The 15,411-nt window shown below is 68.0% G+C and carries 10 protein-coding genes; 7 read left to right on the forward strand and 3 right to left on the reverse strand.

Translation table 11 applies throughout. The features are described 5' to 3' along the window. Positions 1–1,852: sensor histidine kinase (locus AC1RWI_RS35585; protein WP_492870661.1), on the forward strand; the 1,852-nt coding region annotated here is incomplete at its 5' end. Here the strand turns inward: AC1RWI_RS35585 and AC1RWI_RS35590 are convergent. From AC1RWI_RS35590 to AC1RWI_RS35600, 3 genes are all read right to left on the reverse strand, one after another. Beyond that, entirely contained in the window at positions 1,819–2,478 is a 660-nt protein-coding gene (locus AC1RWI_RS35590) for a response regulator transcription factor (protein ID WP_043342764.1), read from the reverse strand. The genes AC1RWI_RS35585 and AC1RWI_RS35590 overlap by 34 nt on opposite strands. 241 nt (positions 2,479–2,719) lie before the next feature. Continuing rightward, the gene (locus AC1RWI_RS35595) at positions 2,720–4,279 is read right to left on the reverse strand and encodes a sulfatase-like hydrolase/transferase (protein ID WP_043342766.1); all 1,560 of its coding nucleotides are present in this window, start codon (positions 4,277–4,279) and stop codon (positions 2,720–2,722) included. Between the two features lie 142 nt (positions 4,280–4,421). Then, positions 4,422–5,369: a Bug family tripartite tricarboxylate transporter substrate binding protein gene (locus AC1RWI_RS35600; protein ID WP_492870666.1), complete on the reverse strand. Its 948-nt coding sequence runs from the start codon at positions 5,367–5,369 to the stop codon at positions 4,422–4,424. Between the two features lie 284 nt (positions 5,370–5,653). Between AC1RWI_RS35600 and AC1RWI_RS35605 the strand changes: the two genes are divergently transcribed. From AC1RWI_RS35605 to AC1RWI_RS35630, 6 genes are all read left to right on the forward strand, one after another. Next, positions 5,654–6,238 carry a MarR family winged helix-turn-helix transcriptional regulator gene (locus tag AC1RWI_RS35605; protein WP_492870662.1) on the forward strand — a complete coding sequence of 195 codons (585 nt, stop codon included), beginning with the start codon at positions 5,654–5,656 and terminating at the stop codon, positions 6,236–6,238. Positions 6,239–6,330: 92 nt separating this feature from the next. After that, complete coding sequence (locus tag AC1RWI_RS35610) at positions 6,331–7,077, forward strand: tetratricopeptide repeat protein (protein WP_492870663.1); 747 nt, start codon at positions 6,331–6,333, stop codon at positions 7,075–7,077. A gap of 131 nt (positions 7,078–7,208) precedes the next feature. Then, the gene (locus AC1RWI_RS35615; RefSeq protein ID WP_492870664.1) at positions 7,209–10,751 is read left to right on the forward strand and encodes a transglutaminase family protein; all 3,543 of its coding nucleotides are present in this window, start codon (positions 7,209–7,211) and stop codon (positions 10,749–10,751) included. A gap of 26 nt (positions 10,752–10,777) precedes the next feature. Then, entirely contained in the window at positions 10,778–13,432 is a 2,655-nt protein-coding gene (locus AC1RWI_RS35620; protein ID WP_043342771.1) for a circularly permuted type 2 ATP-grasp protein, read from the forward strand. An 8-nt stretch (positions 13,433–13,440) separates the two neighbouring features. After that, positions 13,441–14,391 (forward strand): transglutaminase family protein, encoded by a 951-nt coding sequence (locus tag AC1RWI_RS35625; protein WP_492870665.1) that lies wholly within the window; start codon positions 13,441–13,443, stop codon positions 14,389–14,391. Positions 14,392–14,469: 78 nt separating this feature from the next. Further along, positions 14,470–15,402 carry an alpha-E domain-containing protein gene (locus AC1RWI_RS35630; protein ID WP_043342773.1) on the forward strand — a complete coding sequence of 311 codons (933 nt, stop codon included), beginning with the start codon at positions 14,470–14,472 and terminating at the stop codon, positions 15,400–15,402. Positions 15,403–15,411 lie beyond the last annotated feature (9 nt).

Below are 15,411 nucleotides of genomic sequence, written 5' to 3' on the forward strand. Positions count from 1 at the left end.
CCAGTACTCCCCTCCCGCCCTTGGCTACGTGAAGGGGGCCGTCTGGCTGCGCATCACCCTGACGCGCCCCGAGCAAGCCGCGCCGGTATGGTTGCTGGAGCTGCGCTCGGCGCTGCTGGACGACGTCACGCTGTTCGAGCCGCTAGCGGGGGGTGGATACGCGCAACGGGTGTCCGGCGACAGGCGGCCGGTGGCGGGGCGCGACGTGGATTACCGCAAGCCGGTGTTTCAGCTCGACTTGCCGGCGGACAAGCCGGTCACGCTGTATCTGCGCGTGCGCAGTACCAGCACGATGAGCTTTCCCCTGGTGGTGCGGTCGCCCGAAGCGTTCATTTCCTTTATCGGCACCGAGCTGCTTCTGTTTGGCTTGTTCTACGCAGCGCACCTGGTCTTGCTGATTACCAGCGTCTGGTTTTACTGGGTAACGCGTAATCTTTCCTTTGGCCTGTTCAGCCTGACTGTACTGGCCAATTTGTTCACCTCGCTGTCCGCCGAGGGCTTCACGTATCAGTATCTCCTGCCTGGATGGCCGCTGACGAGCGATGCCGTCTACGTGGTGAGCTGGTTTTTCGCCACGCCGCTTGGCACCTTGTTCACGGCGCACTACCTGGGCCTGTACGAGTCGCCATGGCGGCGTTGGGCGATCGGCTTTTCGCTGCTGGCCTGGGGCGTGGCGCTGGTCATGACGCCCTGCTTGCTGCTGGGCAACGTCTGGTGGATACGACCACTGGCGCTGCTCTGGGGCCTCATCACCATGGGCATACTGCTGATCGCTTCCGCGGTGATGACCTGGCGCGGCCAAAAGGCCGCGCGTGTGCTTTTGTTCGTCCTGGTTCTGCTCTTCGGCGGCACCGTGTTGCGCCTGGCGCGCAACGTCGGCGCGATCGATCCCGGCCCGTTCGTCGACAACGCCAACTACCTGGGCATGATGGCGTTCCTGCTCATCATGAATTCCGCCATCAGCTGGCGCTACACCGACATGCGCGCCGAAAAGGAGGCCGCCCAGGCCGAAGCCTTGCGCGTGGCCCGCCAGGCCGAGCGCGACCTGGAGGTCAAGGTCGCCTTGCGCACCCAGGCGCTCAGGAGCGCCATGGCGCAGGTGGAGGCGTCGCTGTCGCTGGAGCGGCGCGCGCAGGAGGAGCAGCGGCAATTCCTGTCCACGGTCTCGCATGAACTGCGCACGCCGCTGGCGGTGATCGATGCCACGGCGCAGAACCTGGACCTGGACGATGCCCACGATGACCCGCAGACCTCGGCCCGGTACCAGAAGATCCTGCGCGCCACGCAACGCCTGACCATGCTGCTCAATGACTCGCTGCATGAGGATGGCTTCGAATTGCTGCGGCATGGCTCCCGGCCGTCACCCACCCGCCTGGCGGACTTGCTGGAGGACGCCGCGGCGGCGGCGCAACTGCTGTCGGAGGGGCACCGGCTGGAGGTGGACGGGGAGCGCTTGCCAGAAACCTTCCCGTGCGACGCCAGCCTGCTGCGGCTGGCATTGCGCACGCTGGCCGACAACGCGGTGAAGTACACGCCCGCGGGCTGCCGGGTGGTCTTGCGGGGCCGGGAGGTGGCCGAAGGCGTGGAGCTGGAAGTGCAGGACAACGGTCCCGGCATCGAGGCGACGGACCTGCCGCGCGTATTCGAGCGCTTTTATCGCGGCCAGAATGCCGGCCAGAAACCGGGGACCGGGCTTGGCCTGTCGCTGGCCCGGCGCATGGTGGAAATGCAGGGTGGCACCTTGACCCTGGATAGTGCGCCCGGGCAGGGCTGCCGCGCCACGATCTTTCTGCCGTCGGCGCCGCAGGGCGTGCAGGCTCAGGCCAGCGCGATGGGCGCGGCGAACGTATAGCCCTTGCGGTGGGCGGTCTTGAGCGGCAATTCGCTGCCCGATTCGCTGCGCCAGCGTTGCCGCAGGCGGCTGACCATGGTCTCCAGCCGGCGCTCGTCGTAGCTCAGCCAGTCAAAGCCGAAGCCTTCGGCGATCTGGCGGCGATCGACGGGCTGGGTGGGATGGAGCGCCAGCATTTCGAGCAGCTTGCTCTCGTTGGACGAGACCGCCAGGCGGGCTCCCGCCGGCGCCACCAGCGTGCTGGCCTGCCGGTCGAGCCACCAGTTGGAGACGACGCGGCGGCTCAAGGCGCGCAGGATGGCGTCGAATTCGAGCAGCTTGACCGGCTTGACGAGATAGTGGTCCGCGCCGCCGTTCAGGCCGTGTAGCTTGTCCTGTGTTTCCCCGCGGGCCGTGAGCATGACGATGCCGCAGCCGGGGCGCTCCTTGCGCAGGCGGCTGGCCGCATCGAAACCCGTGCCATCGGGAAGCATGACGTCGATGACGGCGATATCCGCCTGCGCGGCCAGCGGCAGGAATTGCGCCAGGCTGCCGGCCTGGCTGACCTTCCAGCCGCGCTTTTGCAGGAAAGCCGCTATTTCCTCGCGCAGTTCGACCTCATCCTCGAGCAGGACCAAATTGCCCATTTCAAAACCTTGCAGCGGTTGCGTTCAATGATCGTGGCGAGGACGCGCCATGCTTGCCTGACAAGATTCAGGCGGCGTCAGCCCGGGCTCCACCACTTCTGGCCGTTACCCTGGGCACTAGTGCCCAGGGTGGCTTAAGCGGTATTACGGCCAGACCGGCAGGAATCTTTACCCCCGGGCGCTATCCCCGGCGCTATCCCCGGCGCTATCCCCGGCGCGTCGTGCCACGATTCAAGCCACCTCACCAAACGCCAAAAAACACACCCGCCTGCTTGTAAACATTGGTCTTGGCCGCGACTTCGTCGTTGCTCACCGTCGTGCGCGGCTTGAGCATGCAGAACCATTCCAGCAGGTGCAGCCGCATCGCCGAGCGGATGGCTTCGTGGCCGGCATCCTCGCCCAGGTCGAAGAACTCGTCCGGGTCGCGCTCCAGGTCGAACAGCTGCGGGCGGAAACCCTGCCAGTGCACATACTTCCAGCGCGCATTGCGCACCATCCACGCCCGGCACTCGCCCGGCTGCCGGCCCAGCGCGATCCGCGCGCCGCGATACGCGTAGTCCAGCTCCGACACCACGAAATCCCGCCACTGGCCATTGCCGCGCCCGCGCGTGAGATCGAGCAGCGAGCGGCCTTCCACGCGATGGTCGGCCGGCGGCAGGCCCAGCGCGTCCAGCACGGTCGGCACCACGTCCACGGCCGAGACCATGCGCGCGTCCGCGCTGCCGCGGGTGGCGTCGGCCTCGGCCGAGGGGTCGTAGACAATCAGCGGGATGTTCTGCACGGTGTCGTAGAACTGCTCCTTCTCGCCGAGCCAGTGGTCGCCCAGGAAGTCGCCGTGGTCCGCCGTGAACACGATCAACGTGTCTTCCCAGCGGCCCAGGCGCTCCAGTTGTTCCCACAACTCGCCCAGGCGATCGTCGATCTGCTGCACCAGGCCTTGATAGGCGGGACGCACCGTGTCCGAGACTTCGCTGCGCATGAAGTTGGCGCATTCTTCCTGCGTGCGGTACGCGTCGAGCACCGGATGCGGGTTGTCCAGCTCCGCCTCGTGGCGCTTGAGCGGCAGGCAGTCGTCCAGCGCGTAGGCCGCATGGTAGGGCGCGGGCGCCATATAGGGCCAGTGCGGCTTGACCAGCGACAGGTGCAACACCCACGGGTCGTCGCCGCGCGCGGCGATGTACTGCATTGCCTGGCCTACCGTATAAGCCGTCTCCGAATGTGCTTGCGCCACGCGCGCAGGCAGGCCGGCATTGCGCATCTGCCAGCCCGACACGATCTCGCCCTGCGCATTCTCGGCGCTGATCACGTAGTCCGTCCACGGGTCGGCGCTGTCGTAGCCTTGCTTGCGCAGCCACTCGGCATAAGCGCTGTGCGGCTCGGCGTGGTGGCCGTCATGGCGGTCGACTTCGACAAAGTGCCCGCTGCGCAGCAGCGTTTCCAGCTCGCTGCCGCCGTCGAGATGCAGACGCTTCATGTTGGCATTGTCGGGCATCACGTGCGTCTTGCCGGCCAGCGCCAGCGCACGGTGGCTGTCCTTCAGGTATTCGCCCAGCGTGACTTCGCCAACGGACAGCGGCACGCGGTTCCAGGTGGCGCCGTGGCTGCTGGGGTAGCGCCCGGTATAGAAGCTCATGCGGCTCGGGCCGCAAACGCCGGAGGTGACGAACGCCTTGGTGAAGCGCACGCCGCGTGCGGCCAGGGCGTCGATGTGCCTTGTGCGCAGCGTGGGGTGGCCGTAGCACGCCAGGTGGTCCTGGCGCAGCTGGTCGCACATGATGAAGAGGGTGTTTCTGGTGGGCATGGCTTTGTCGATGCCGGTCGGGCCGCTGACCTGATCGGCATCAATTTTATAAATAACGTGATGTAAATTTTTTCTTATTCAATCCATGTAAAAAATAACATTCATGAAATGAATAAATGTGATGGAATGTGACGTGGTGTTTTTAGTCTCCGGTATAGCCAGAGGCCTTGACCACGGGTCCCCACCGCCCGGCATCCGCCGCCAGCACCTTGCCGAACTGCTCCGCGCTCCCGGTTTGCGGCTCCAGCCCCAGCTTCAGGAACCGCTCCTTCAGATCCGCCGACTGCATCGCATGCACGATCGCTGCATTCAGCCGGTCGATCGTTGCCCTCGGCACGCCGGCCGGCGCGAGGAACCCGTAGCGGCCAAGCCCTTCGATGTCCTTGTAGCCAAGCTCGGTAAACGTGGGCACATCCGGCAATGCCACCGAGCGCTGCGTCCCTGAGCTCGCCAGGACGCGGATCTTGCCCGCGCGATGCATCTCGGTGAGATCGGCGAGCGTATCGACCGAGGCCGGCACCTGCCCGCCCACCAGCGCATTCATCAACGGTGCCGAGCCGTTGAATGGCACGTGCAGCATCTCCACGCCCACCTGCTTGCCGATCAGCAAGCCAAAGAAGTGAGGAATGCTGCCTAGCGCTGGCGAGGCGTAGGAATTGTTCTTGGCCGGGCTGGCCTTGAGCCACTCGATGTACTCCTTCAGCGTCTTGGCCGGCGCGCCGGGGCCGGTGGCCAGGGCCAGCTGGAAGTTGGCGGTTTGCGCCACCGGCACGAAATCGCGCTGGATGTCGTAGTTCAGCTTGCGGTAGGTCAGCGGGGCGATGGTCATCACCGCGGAGTTGGCGACCACCAGCGTGTTGCCGTCGGCGGGCAGGGTGCGCGCATAGTCCATGACCAGGCGGCCGCCCGCGCCGGGCTTGTTCTCGATGACCACGGTTTGCTTGAGTTCCTCGCGCAGCTTGTCGCCGATGAGGCGGGCGGCCAGGTCGGCGGTGCCGCCGGCGGGGTAGCCCACCAGGATGCGCAGCGGGCGGTCGTTCTGGGCGCTGGCCGGCGCGCTGGCCAGGCACACGGCGGCCAGTGCGGTCATGGTGGCGAGGGTGGGGACTAGCGCGCGCAGCAGTTTGGCGGGTTTCACGGGTTCTCCTGTTGGTTCGGCATCGGCGGGAAGCCGGCCAATTTATCGATATGGGACGCGGGCGCCAAAGAAGGATTTCGCGCATGGATGCGCGCGTTTCGTTCCTGGGCGCATGGCTGCCCGGCCGTACCCCGGCGGATGCGCCTGGCACGCGGCCCGCCGGTTCTCATGCAGCGGCACAGACGCTAACACCCGGCCATATAATTGACAAAATCAACTAAATTTGCGGGTGCGGCATGAACGGCAACCAGGCGGGCGAGCAGGCGCAGGCACAGGCGGGCCGGGAGCGGGACGCCGGCGAAACGCTGCAGCATCCCGCCAGTCTGGCGGACTTCCTCAATTACCGCCTCTATCACCTGACCCGCGTTGCCCTGCAAGCCAGCGGGCATCACCTGCGCGCCGCGGCCGGGGTGAGCCGGCGCGAGTGGCGCATGCTGGCCTTCCTCGGCGAGCAGCCGGGCACGCGCCTGACGGAGCTGGCGCAAAGCGCCGGGCTGGACAAGGTGCTGGCAAGCCGCGCCGTGCACGCCCTGATGGCGCGCGGGCTGGTGCAGCGCGCCACGCGCGAGCAGGACAAGCGGGCGGCGGCGTTTGCCCTGAGCGAGCAGGGCGAGGCGGTCTACCAGCTTGCCTTTGCGCAGGCCCAGGCCTTCAACGCCCGCCTGGCTGCCTGCCTGGATCCGGAGGAGGCTCGGGTGCTGGCGCGTTGCCTGTCCAGGCTGCACACGCAGGCCGAGGCCTTGCTGGCGCGGGCGCAAGCGCTGCCCAGCAGCGTACCCGCGCCTGCGCAACCAGCGCAGAACTGGTGGCGCCAACCGTAAGGTTAGGCCGGCCGCTTCCGACTGCACCTGCTGGCTTCGGAGTCCTACACTTGTAGACTTGGAGTCAGCGCGTGCCCTGCCTGGAGCCTGCCATGCCGCTTGTCCGTCGCTTTCCTGCCTGCTTTCCTGTTCGCTTTCCTTCGCGATTGCGCGCCGCCGCCATTGCCGCGCTGCTTCCCCTGTGCCTGTTTGCCTTCCAGCACGCCCAGGCCGCGCGCCAGCCCCCGGCGCCGGCGCAGGAACTCACGCGCCAGGCGGTGACCGCCTACGACGCCGGCGCCTTCGATTCAGCCTTGCGGGATTTCGCCAAGGCGGCCCAGCAAGGCAACCGGCTCGCGCAGTACAACTACGCCATGATGCTGCTGCGCGGCGAGGGCACGCCGGTGCGCCAGCAGGAGGCGCTGATCTGGCTGCACCGCGCGGCCGAGAACGATATGACGCAGGCCCAGTTCACCTTTGGCGAGATGTACGAGCACGGCGAACTGGTGCCGCGCTCGCTGGAGTCCGCCAACCAGTGGTACCGCCGCGCGGCCGAAGGCGGCCACGTGCAGGCCCAGGTGGAACTGGCGACCAATTACTTCACCGGGCGTGGCCTCGCGCGGGACTACGGCAAGGCCTTCGAGTGGTACACGCGCGCCGCCACGGCGGGCGACGGCGGTGCCCAGTACATCGTTGCCAGCTACTACGAGCGTGGCGAGCCCGGCGTGGTCGAGAAGGACATCGAGCAGGCCAAGATCTGGTACGCCCGCGCCGCCGCGCACGGCGACCCCGGGGCGCTGGCCAAGCTGCGCTCGCTGATCGAGCAGGGACTGAAGGCAAAACAGGCGGGCGCCATGTAATGCTGCGGTAGCCTGGGCATGTTGCCATGCAAGGGCGGCCGCCGCCGGCCGCTATCCGGGGTGTGCCGCCGGGGGCGGTACAACTCTTGCTTGAGAGAACCACACAAAACCTGCGCCAATGGGAGGCACTAGTGGCAACACACGTCGCACTGAACCATGTCACCCACTACCGGTACGACCGGCCCGTGAAACTTTCACCGCAGGTGGTCAGGCTCCGTCCTGCCCCGCACTGCCGCACGCCGATCCTTTCGTATTCACTGCGCATCGAACCCGAGCAGCATTTCGTGAACTGGCAGCAGGACCCGTTCGCCAACTACCTCGCCCGGCTGGTGATCCCCGAGCCGACCACCGAGTTCAAGATCACCGTCGACCTGGTGGTCGAGATGGCGGTCTATAACCCGTTCGACTTCTTCCTCGAGCCCTACGCGGAGAATTTTCCCTTCACCTATGAGCCCGGCCTGGCTTACGAGCTGGCGCCCTATATGGTCAAGGGCGAACTGACGCCGCGCTTTGCCGCCTTCGTGCAGAGCATTCCGCGCGACAAGCAGACCACGAGCGATTTCCTGGTGGCCCTGAACCAGCGCCTGCAAGAGGACATCCGCTACCTGATCCGCATGGAACCCGGCGTGCAGACGCCGGAGCAGACGCTTGCGACGGGCGCCGGCTCGTGCCGGGATTCCGGCTGGCTGCTGGTGCAGACGCTGCGCCACCTGGGGCTGGCTGCGCGCTTCGTGTCCGGCTACCTGCTGCAGCTGGCGCCCGACGTGAAATCCATCGACGGCCCGAGTGGCACCGACGTGGACTTCACCGACCTGCACGCATGGTGCGAGGTCTACCTGCCGGGCGCGGGCTGGATCGGGCTCGACCCCACCTCCGGCCTGCTGGCCGGCGAGGGCCATATCCCGGTGGCATGCACGCCCGAGCCGGGCAGCGCGGCGCCGGTCAGCGGCGCGGTCGACAAGAGCGAGGTGACCTTCCACCACGAGATGTCGATCACCCGCATCTATGAATCGCCGCGCGTGACCAAGCCCTATACCGAGGCGCAGTGGCAGGCGGTGGCGGCCGTGGGCGCCGAGGTCGATATCCAGCTCAACGCGCAGGATGTGCGCCTGACCATGGGCGGCGAGCCGACCTTTGTCGCGGTCAAGGATCGCGATGGCGCGGAATGGAACACCGATGCGCTCGGCACCACCAAGCGCGCTTATGCCACCGAATTGGTGCATAAACTGCGCGCGCGCTATGGCAAGGGTGGCTTCCTGCACTTTGGCCAGGGCAAGTGGTACCCGGGCGAGCAACTGCCGCGCTGGGCCTTGTCGATCTGCTGGCGCGCCGACGGCCAGCCCTGCTGGCAGGACCCGTCGCTGTTCGCCGATGAGCGCGAGCCGGCCGACTATACCGAAGCCGACGCGCACCGCTTCCTCGATAGCCTGGCCAAGCGCCTCGGGCTCAACCCCGGCTTTGTGCAGCCCGGCTACGAGGACACCTGGTACTACCTCTGGCGCGAGCGCCGCCTGCCGGTCAACGTCGACCCGCTGGAGGCGCGGCTCGACGATGAGATGGAGCGCATGCGCCTGCGCCGCGTGTTCGATGGCGGCCTGGCGCGGCCCACCGGCTACGTGCTGCCGCTGCGCCGCACCGGCCTGGAAGATGGCCCGGCGCTGGCCGCCCACCGCTGGATCAGCGGGCCATGGTTCTTCCGCGACGACCGCATGTACCTGCTGCCCGGCGATTCGCCGATGGGCTACCGCCTGCCGCTGGATGCCCTGCCCTGGGTCAGCGAGGCCGACTACCCGTGGCAGTTCGACCAGGACCCGTTCGCGGCGCGTTCGCCGCTGCCCACCGGGGCGCAGCTGCGCGCGCAGTTGCCAGGGATTGCCGGCCAAGGCGCCGAGCCCGGCCAGGCGGCGGAGTTCCGTGCCAGCACCGCGGCTTATTCCGCGTCCGGCCCCGCGCCCGGCTCGGCCGCGGCAGCGCGTGCCGGGGCCAAGCCAGGGTCGGGTGCGATCGGCGGCACTGCCGCGCCCGCCGCCCTGGCGGCGGACCTGGCGCGCGTGCCCGGGCGCGGCGAATCCGCGGGCTGGATCACCCGTACGGCGCTGTGCGTGGAAGTGCGCCATCCCAGCCGTGCCGCCGGCCCCAAGGCCGAGAGAGCGGCCGCGGGCGACAAGCGCGGCATGCTCTACGTCTTCATGCCGCCGCTGACCGTGCTGGAGGACTACCTGGAACTGCTGGCGGCGGTGGAAGCCACCGCCGCCGGGCTGGGCGTGAAGATCGTGCTCGAAGGCTACCCGCCGCCGCGCGACGTGCGCCTCAAGCTGCTGCAGGTCACGCCCGATCCCGGCGTGATCGAGGTCAACATCCATCCGGCCGCCAACTGGGACGAACTGGTCGACCATACGGAATTCCTCTACCAGGCCGCCCACGAGACCTACCTCAGCACCGAGAAGTTCATGCTCGACGGGCGCCATACCGGCACCGGCGGCGGCAACCACTTCGTGCTGGGCGGCGCCACGCCGGCCGACAGCCCCTTCCTGCGGCGCCCCGATGTGCTGTCCAGCCTGATTGCGTACTGGCACAACCATCCCTCGCTGTCCTACCTGTTCTCGGGCATGTTCATCGGCCCGACCAGCCAGGCGCCGCGCGTGGATGAGGCGCGCAACGACCAGCTCTACGAGCTCGAGATCGCCTTTGCCGAGTTGCAGCACCAGCTCGACCGGCTCGGTGGCGCCGAGGGCGGGGTCGGCGCGCACATGCCGCCGTGGCTGGTTGACCGTGCGCTGCGCAATATCCTGATCGACGTCACCGGCAACACCCACCGCAGCGAGTTCTGCATCGACAAGCTCTACTCGCCCGACGGCCCCACCGGCCGTCTCGGCCTGCTGGAGCTGCGCGCGTTCGAGATGCCGCCGCATGCGCGCATGAGCCTGGTGCAGCAGTTGCTGCTGCGCGCGCTGGTGGCCCGCTTCTGGCGCGAGCCCTATCGCGGGCGGCTCACGCGCTGGGGCACGGAGCTGCACGACCGTTTCCTGCTCGGCACCTTCGTGCAGATGGATTTCGAGGACGTGCTCACCGAGATGCGCGAAGCCGGCTTCGCGTTCGACAATGCCTGGTTCGCGCCGCACTTCGAGTTCCGCTTCCCGCGCGTGGGCGAGCTCGCGGCCGGCGGCCTGTCGCTGACGCTGCGCACCGCGCTCGAACCCTGGCATGTGATGGGCGAGGAGGGCAGTGCCGGTGGCACCGTGCGCTACGTGGATTCGTCGCTCGAGCGCATCGAGGTGCGCGTGCTGGGCATGAACGACAGCCGCCATGTGGTCACCGTCAATGGCCGCGCGGTACCGCTGCAGCCCACCGGGCGCGTTGGCGAGTTCGTGGCCGGTGTGCGCTACCGCGCCTGGGCGCCGCCGTCTGCGCTGCACCCCACCATCGCCTCGCACGCGCCGCTGACTTTCGACGTTGTCGACACATGGATGGGGCGCAGCATCGGTGGATGCCAGTATCATGTTTCGCATCCGGGCGGGCGTAGCTATGAGACCTTCCCGGTTAATGCGTACGAGGCCGAGAGCCGGCGCCTGACACGCTTCTTCACGCTTGGCCACACGCCGGGCGTGATGCGCGTGGAACCGCCCCGGCGCAGCCTCGAGTTTCCGTTCACGCTGGATTTGCGACAACGCTGATCCGGCACGCCCTCAAAGCCGCGCCCGTGCCTCTTCAGCCGTCCCTGCCTTTTGATGAAACCGCCCCTGCCGTCGACGCGGTGATGCACCGCGCGCGGCCGGTGCCGCCCGGGCACCTTGATGAACTGGGGGCATGCGGGGACGGGTTGCGCGAGTCCTGGGCGCGCTTTTTCCAGATACTGGGCGAGGAGGGCATCGACGGCCTTGACCAGCAGGCCGCCGCCATGGCGCGCCAGATCCGCGACAACGGCGTGACCTACAACGTCTACGCCGACAACACGGACAAGGCCGGCGCGCGCGCCTGGGCGCTGGACCTGCTGCCCTTCCTGGTGAGCGAGGAGGACTGGCAGCGCATCGAGCGCGGCGTGGCGCAGCGCGCCGAGCTGGCCAACGCCATGGTGGCCGACATCTACGGGCCGCAGGCATTGCTGTCCAAGGGGTTGCTGCCGGCCGGCCTGGTCTTCGGCCATCCCGGCTACCTGCGCCCGCTCAAGGGCTACCAGCCGCCGGGCGGCAACTTCCTGCATATCGTCGCGGTGGACCTCGCGCATACCTTGGAGGGCGGCTGGACGGTGATGGCCCACCGCACGGACACGCCTTCCGGCATGGGCTACGCGCTGGAGAACCGCCTCATCATCTCCAGCCTGTTTGCCGATGCCTTTCGCGAGCTGCGCGTGCGGCGCCTGCCCGCCGCGTTCTCGCAACTGGTGGCCACGCTGGCGCAGCAGCCCGCGGCGCAGCCACCCGCGCCGGAGTCCGAGGACAACGCCGCCGCCACTGTCAGCAAGCACATCGTGCTGCTCACCCCGGGGCCCTATAACGAAACCTATTTCGAGCACACCTTCCTGGCCCGCTACCTCGGCATCACGCTGGTCGAGGGCAAGGACCTGACGGTGCGCAACGACGTGGTGTACCTGAAGACGCTGGCCGGGCTGGAACGCGTCGACGTGGTGCTGCGCCGCCTGGACGACGCCTATTGCGACCCGGTGGAGCTGCGCCAGGATTCCACGCTCGGCGTGCCCGGGCTGCTGCAGGCGATGCGCGCGGGCAATGTGCTGGTGTCCAACGCGCCCGGCTCGGGCTTCCTGGAGACGCCGGCCATCCACGGCTTCCTGCCGGCCATTTCCCGCGCGCTGCTGGGCGAGGAGCTGCTGCTGCCGGGCGTGCCCAGCTGGTGGTGCGGCGAGGCCACGGCGCGCGCGGAGGCGCTCGGGGAATTCACCGAAGCCTTCCTGATGCCAACCTACCCGCGCGGCATGGCGCAGCCGTGGGAAGGCCCGCGCCTGGGCATGGAGCGCGGGCTGCAGCGCCTGGCGGACTGGCGCGAGCGCATCGAGCAGGTGCCGGATCTGTTTACCATCCAGGCCGACCTGCCGCTGTCGCACGCACCACGCTGGGAAGGGCCGCATATCGGCTCGCGCGCCGCCATGCTGCGGGTCTATGCCATTGCCGACGGGCAGGGCGGCTGGCAGGTGATGCCCGGCGGCTTCACCCGGCTCGCGGGCGAGGGGCAGCCGGCGGTATCGATGCAGCTCGGCGGCTCCAGCGTCGACACCTGGGTGCTGTCGAGCCAGCCGGCGCAGCCGGGCGGCGCGCCGTCGCAGTTCCCCATGGCCGGCGCGGCGCGCGGGCGGGCGGCCAAGCCGCTGGCGGTATCCAGCCGCGCCGCCGAGAACCTGTTCTGGGCCGGGCGCTATGCCGAGCGCGCGGAAAACAACGTACGCCTGTGCCGCCTGGTGCTGGGCTCGATCGAAAGCAGCGACGACCGCGACGACAGCGCGCTCGACGTGATCGGCGAACTGGTGCTCGCCTGCGGCCTGCTGCCGACCGGCGCGCCGCAGCCGCGCGCCTCGCTGCGCGTGTTCGAGCGCAGCCTGGTATCCGCGCTGGCGGAAAGCACCGGCTGGACCAGCGTGGGCCAGAACCTGGCCAGCCACGTACACGCCGCCACCGAGATCCGCAACCGGCTGTCCAACGATCACTGGCGCACCATCCTGGCCGCCCGCAACGATTTCGGCGACGCCATGGAGGCGGCCTGCGCGGGCAGCCCCGGCAGTGCCGGCGACGCGGGCATCTACGACCGCCCGCGCGTGCTGGCGGCGCTGGATCACCTGTCCATGCAGCTCGCCGCCATCAGTGGCGCGCAGGGCGACCGCATGATCCGCGACGAAGCCTGGCGCCTGCTGTTTATCGGCCGCCATATCGAGCGCGTGGCCACGCTCTCGACGTTCCTGCGGGTGTTTGCGCACAACGGCGCGCTGCTGCACCGGACCTGCTTCGATCTGCTGCTGCACCTGTTCGACAGCACGCTGACCTTCCGCGCGCTGTACCCGGGCCGCTCCGATGTGCCCGCGCTGGTCGACCAGCTGGTGATCGAGCCCACCAATCCGCGCGGGCTCTACGGCTTGCTGGCGCGGCTGCGCGTCAAGCTCGGCCAGATCTCGCCGCCGGCCAGCCCGGCCGGCACCGGGCGCGTGCCGCTGCCGCAATGGCTGCCCACCGTGGAGACGCTGCCCGACTGGGAAACACTATGTCAGCGCGGCGCTGACGGGAAATACACCAATCTGGTGCGACTATGCGAGCAACTGACTGACATGATGGTGCAGCTCTCAGACGAAATCAGTGCGCGCTACTTCAGCCATGCCGGCATGGCCGGCACCCGCGTCGGGGCGCAACCATGAGCGCTGCCATGAATGCGACGATGAATGTGACGATGGGCCAGGCGCAAGGCGTTGCCGCGCCCGCGCCAGAGCGCGCGGCCAGCGTGCTGACGATTCATCACAAGACCATCTACGATTACTCCGCCCCGGTGGAGAACGCCCAGCAGCGCGCCGTGGTGTTTCCGGTGACCTGCCCGTGGCAGGCGGTGCACGCGCACAGCACGCAGATCGAGCCGCCGCCGTCGCACCAGCATGCGGACATCGACGCCTTCGGCAACCACGTGCTGTACTTCACCATCGACGTGCCGCACGACTACATGCAGCTCGCCTGCGAGAGCACAGTCAGCCTCACGCCGCGCTGGGCGTCGCTCGACCCCGCCGCCAGCATGCCATGGGAGACGGCCGTCGCCGCGCTGCGCTTTCGCGCCGGGCAGCCTTTCCTGCCGCAAAGCGAGTTCTGCTTCGCCTCGCCCAACGTGGCGCTGCATCCTGATCTCAAGGCCTACGCGCTCGCCAGCTTCGCGCCCGGCGTGCCGGTGGTGGCCGGCGCCATCGACCTGATGCATCGCGTGCACGCCGACTTCGAATACCAGACCACCGCCACCGAGGTCGATACCCCGGCGCTGCAAGCTTTCGGCCTGCGCAGCGGCGTGTGCCAGGACTTCGCCCAGGTCATGATCGGCTGCCTGCGCTCGCTCGGCCTCGCGGCGCGCTACGTCAGCGGCTACCTGTGCACCGAGCCGCCACCCGGCCAGCCCAGGCTGATCGGCGCCGATGCCTCGCACGCCTGGCTGTCGGTGTATTGCCCGCTGGCCGGCTGGGTCGACCTCGATCCCACCAACGACGTGCTGGCCGACACCAGCCACGTCACGCTGGCGTTCGGGCGCGACTATAGCGATGTCTCGCTGCTGCGCGGCGTCATCGTGGGCGGCGGCGCGCACGATGTGGAAGTGGAGGTCAGCGTGCTGCCGGTCGAGTAGGCACCGCGCCGCGGTCAGCGGCTGGCAAGCCAATTGCTTGTCAGTAGCCTGGGTTTGCCGAGAAAAGGGGGAATCACCATGCTAAGCCGCACCGCCGACCACCTGTTCTGGATGGCCCGCTACACCGAGCGCGCGGAAAACACCGCCCGCATGCTCGACGTCAACTACCAGGCTTCGATGCTGCCGCAATCACCCGAGGTGGCGCAGCAAGGCTGGCTGGCGATGCTCGACGTGACGGAACTCACGCCGGTATTCGCCGCGCACCACGGCGCGGTCGTGCACGAGGAAGTGATCGATTTCATGGTGCGCGACCTGAGCCACCCGGCGTCGATCATGTCCTGCCTGCGCGCTGCCCGCGAAAACGCCCGCGCCGTGCGCGGCGCACTCACCACGCCGCTGTGGGAGACCATCAACACCACCTGGCTCGATGTCCAGCAGATGGTTGCCGACGGCATCCTGCGCCACGATCCGGCGCAGTTCTTCGAGTGGGTCAAGTTCCGCTCCCACTTAACGCGTGGTGTGGAAGCCGGCACCATGCTCAAGGACGAAGCCTACTGCTTCATGCGGCTGGGCACCTTCCTGGAGCGCGCCGACAACACTGCGCGCATTCTCGACGTCAAGTTCCAGGCCACCGACCTCGGCCTGCAGCAAGACGACTTCTACCAGTGGGCCGCGGTATTGCGCTCCGTGTCGGGGCTGGAGATGTATCGCAAGGTCTACCGCTCGGTGGTCACGCCGGAGCGCGTGGCCGAGTTGCTGATCGTGCACCCGGATATGCCGCGGTCGCTGGCGGCCAGTTTGCGGGAGGTGGTTTCGTTGCTGGCGCAGGTGCGCAATGCGCAGTCAGTGGAGACCGAGCGGCGGGCGGGGAAACTGCATGCCGAGCTTAAATTCACTCGGATCGAGGATATTTTTTCTGTCGGGATTCATGGATGGCTTGGCGATTTTCTTCGCAGGATCCATGAGCTTGGGGGTGGGGTCAGTCGGGATTTTCTGATGAAGGGGGGCTAGGAGACAGGG

The organism is Cupriavidus sp. MPR-AND1C (assembly GCF_058809705.1).

Bases quoted from the DNA above. Each gene is read 5' to 3' on its own strand.
- AC1RWI_RS35590 (WP_043342764.1), bottom strand. From the start codon at position 2,478: ATGGGCAATTTGGTCCTGCTCGAGGATGAGGTCGAACTGCGCGAGGAA.
- AC1RWI_RS35600 (WP_492870666.1), bottom strand. From the start codon at position 5,369: ATGACCGCACTGGCCGCCGTGTGCCTGGCCAGCGCGCCGGCCAGCGCC.
- AC1RWI_RS35595 (WP_043342766.1), bottom strand. From the start codon at position 4,279: ATGCCCACCAGAAACACCCTCTTCATCATGTGCGACCAGCTGCGCCAG.
- AC1RWI_RS35605 (WP_492870662.1), top strand. From the start codon at position 5,654: ATGAACGGCAACCAGGCGGGCGAGCAGGCGCAGGCACAGGCGGGCCGG.
- AC1RWI_RS35630 (WP_043342773.1), top strand. From the start codon at position 14,470: ATGCTAAGCCGCACCGCCGACCACCTGTTCTGGATGGCCCGCTACACC.
- AC1RWI_RS35625 (WP_492870665.1), top strand. From the start codon at position 13,441: ATGAATGCGACGATGAATGTGACGATGGGCCAGGCGCAAGGCGTTGCC.
- AC1RWI_RS35610 (WP_492870663.1), top strand. From the start codon at position 6,331: ATGCCGCTTGTCCGTCGCTTTCCTGCCTGCTTTCCTGTTCGCTTTCCT.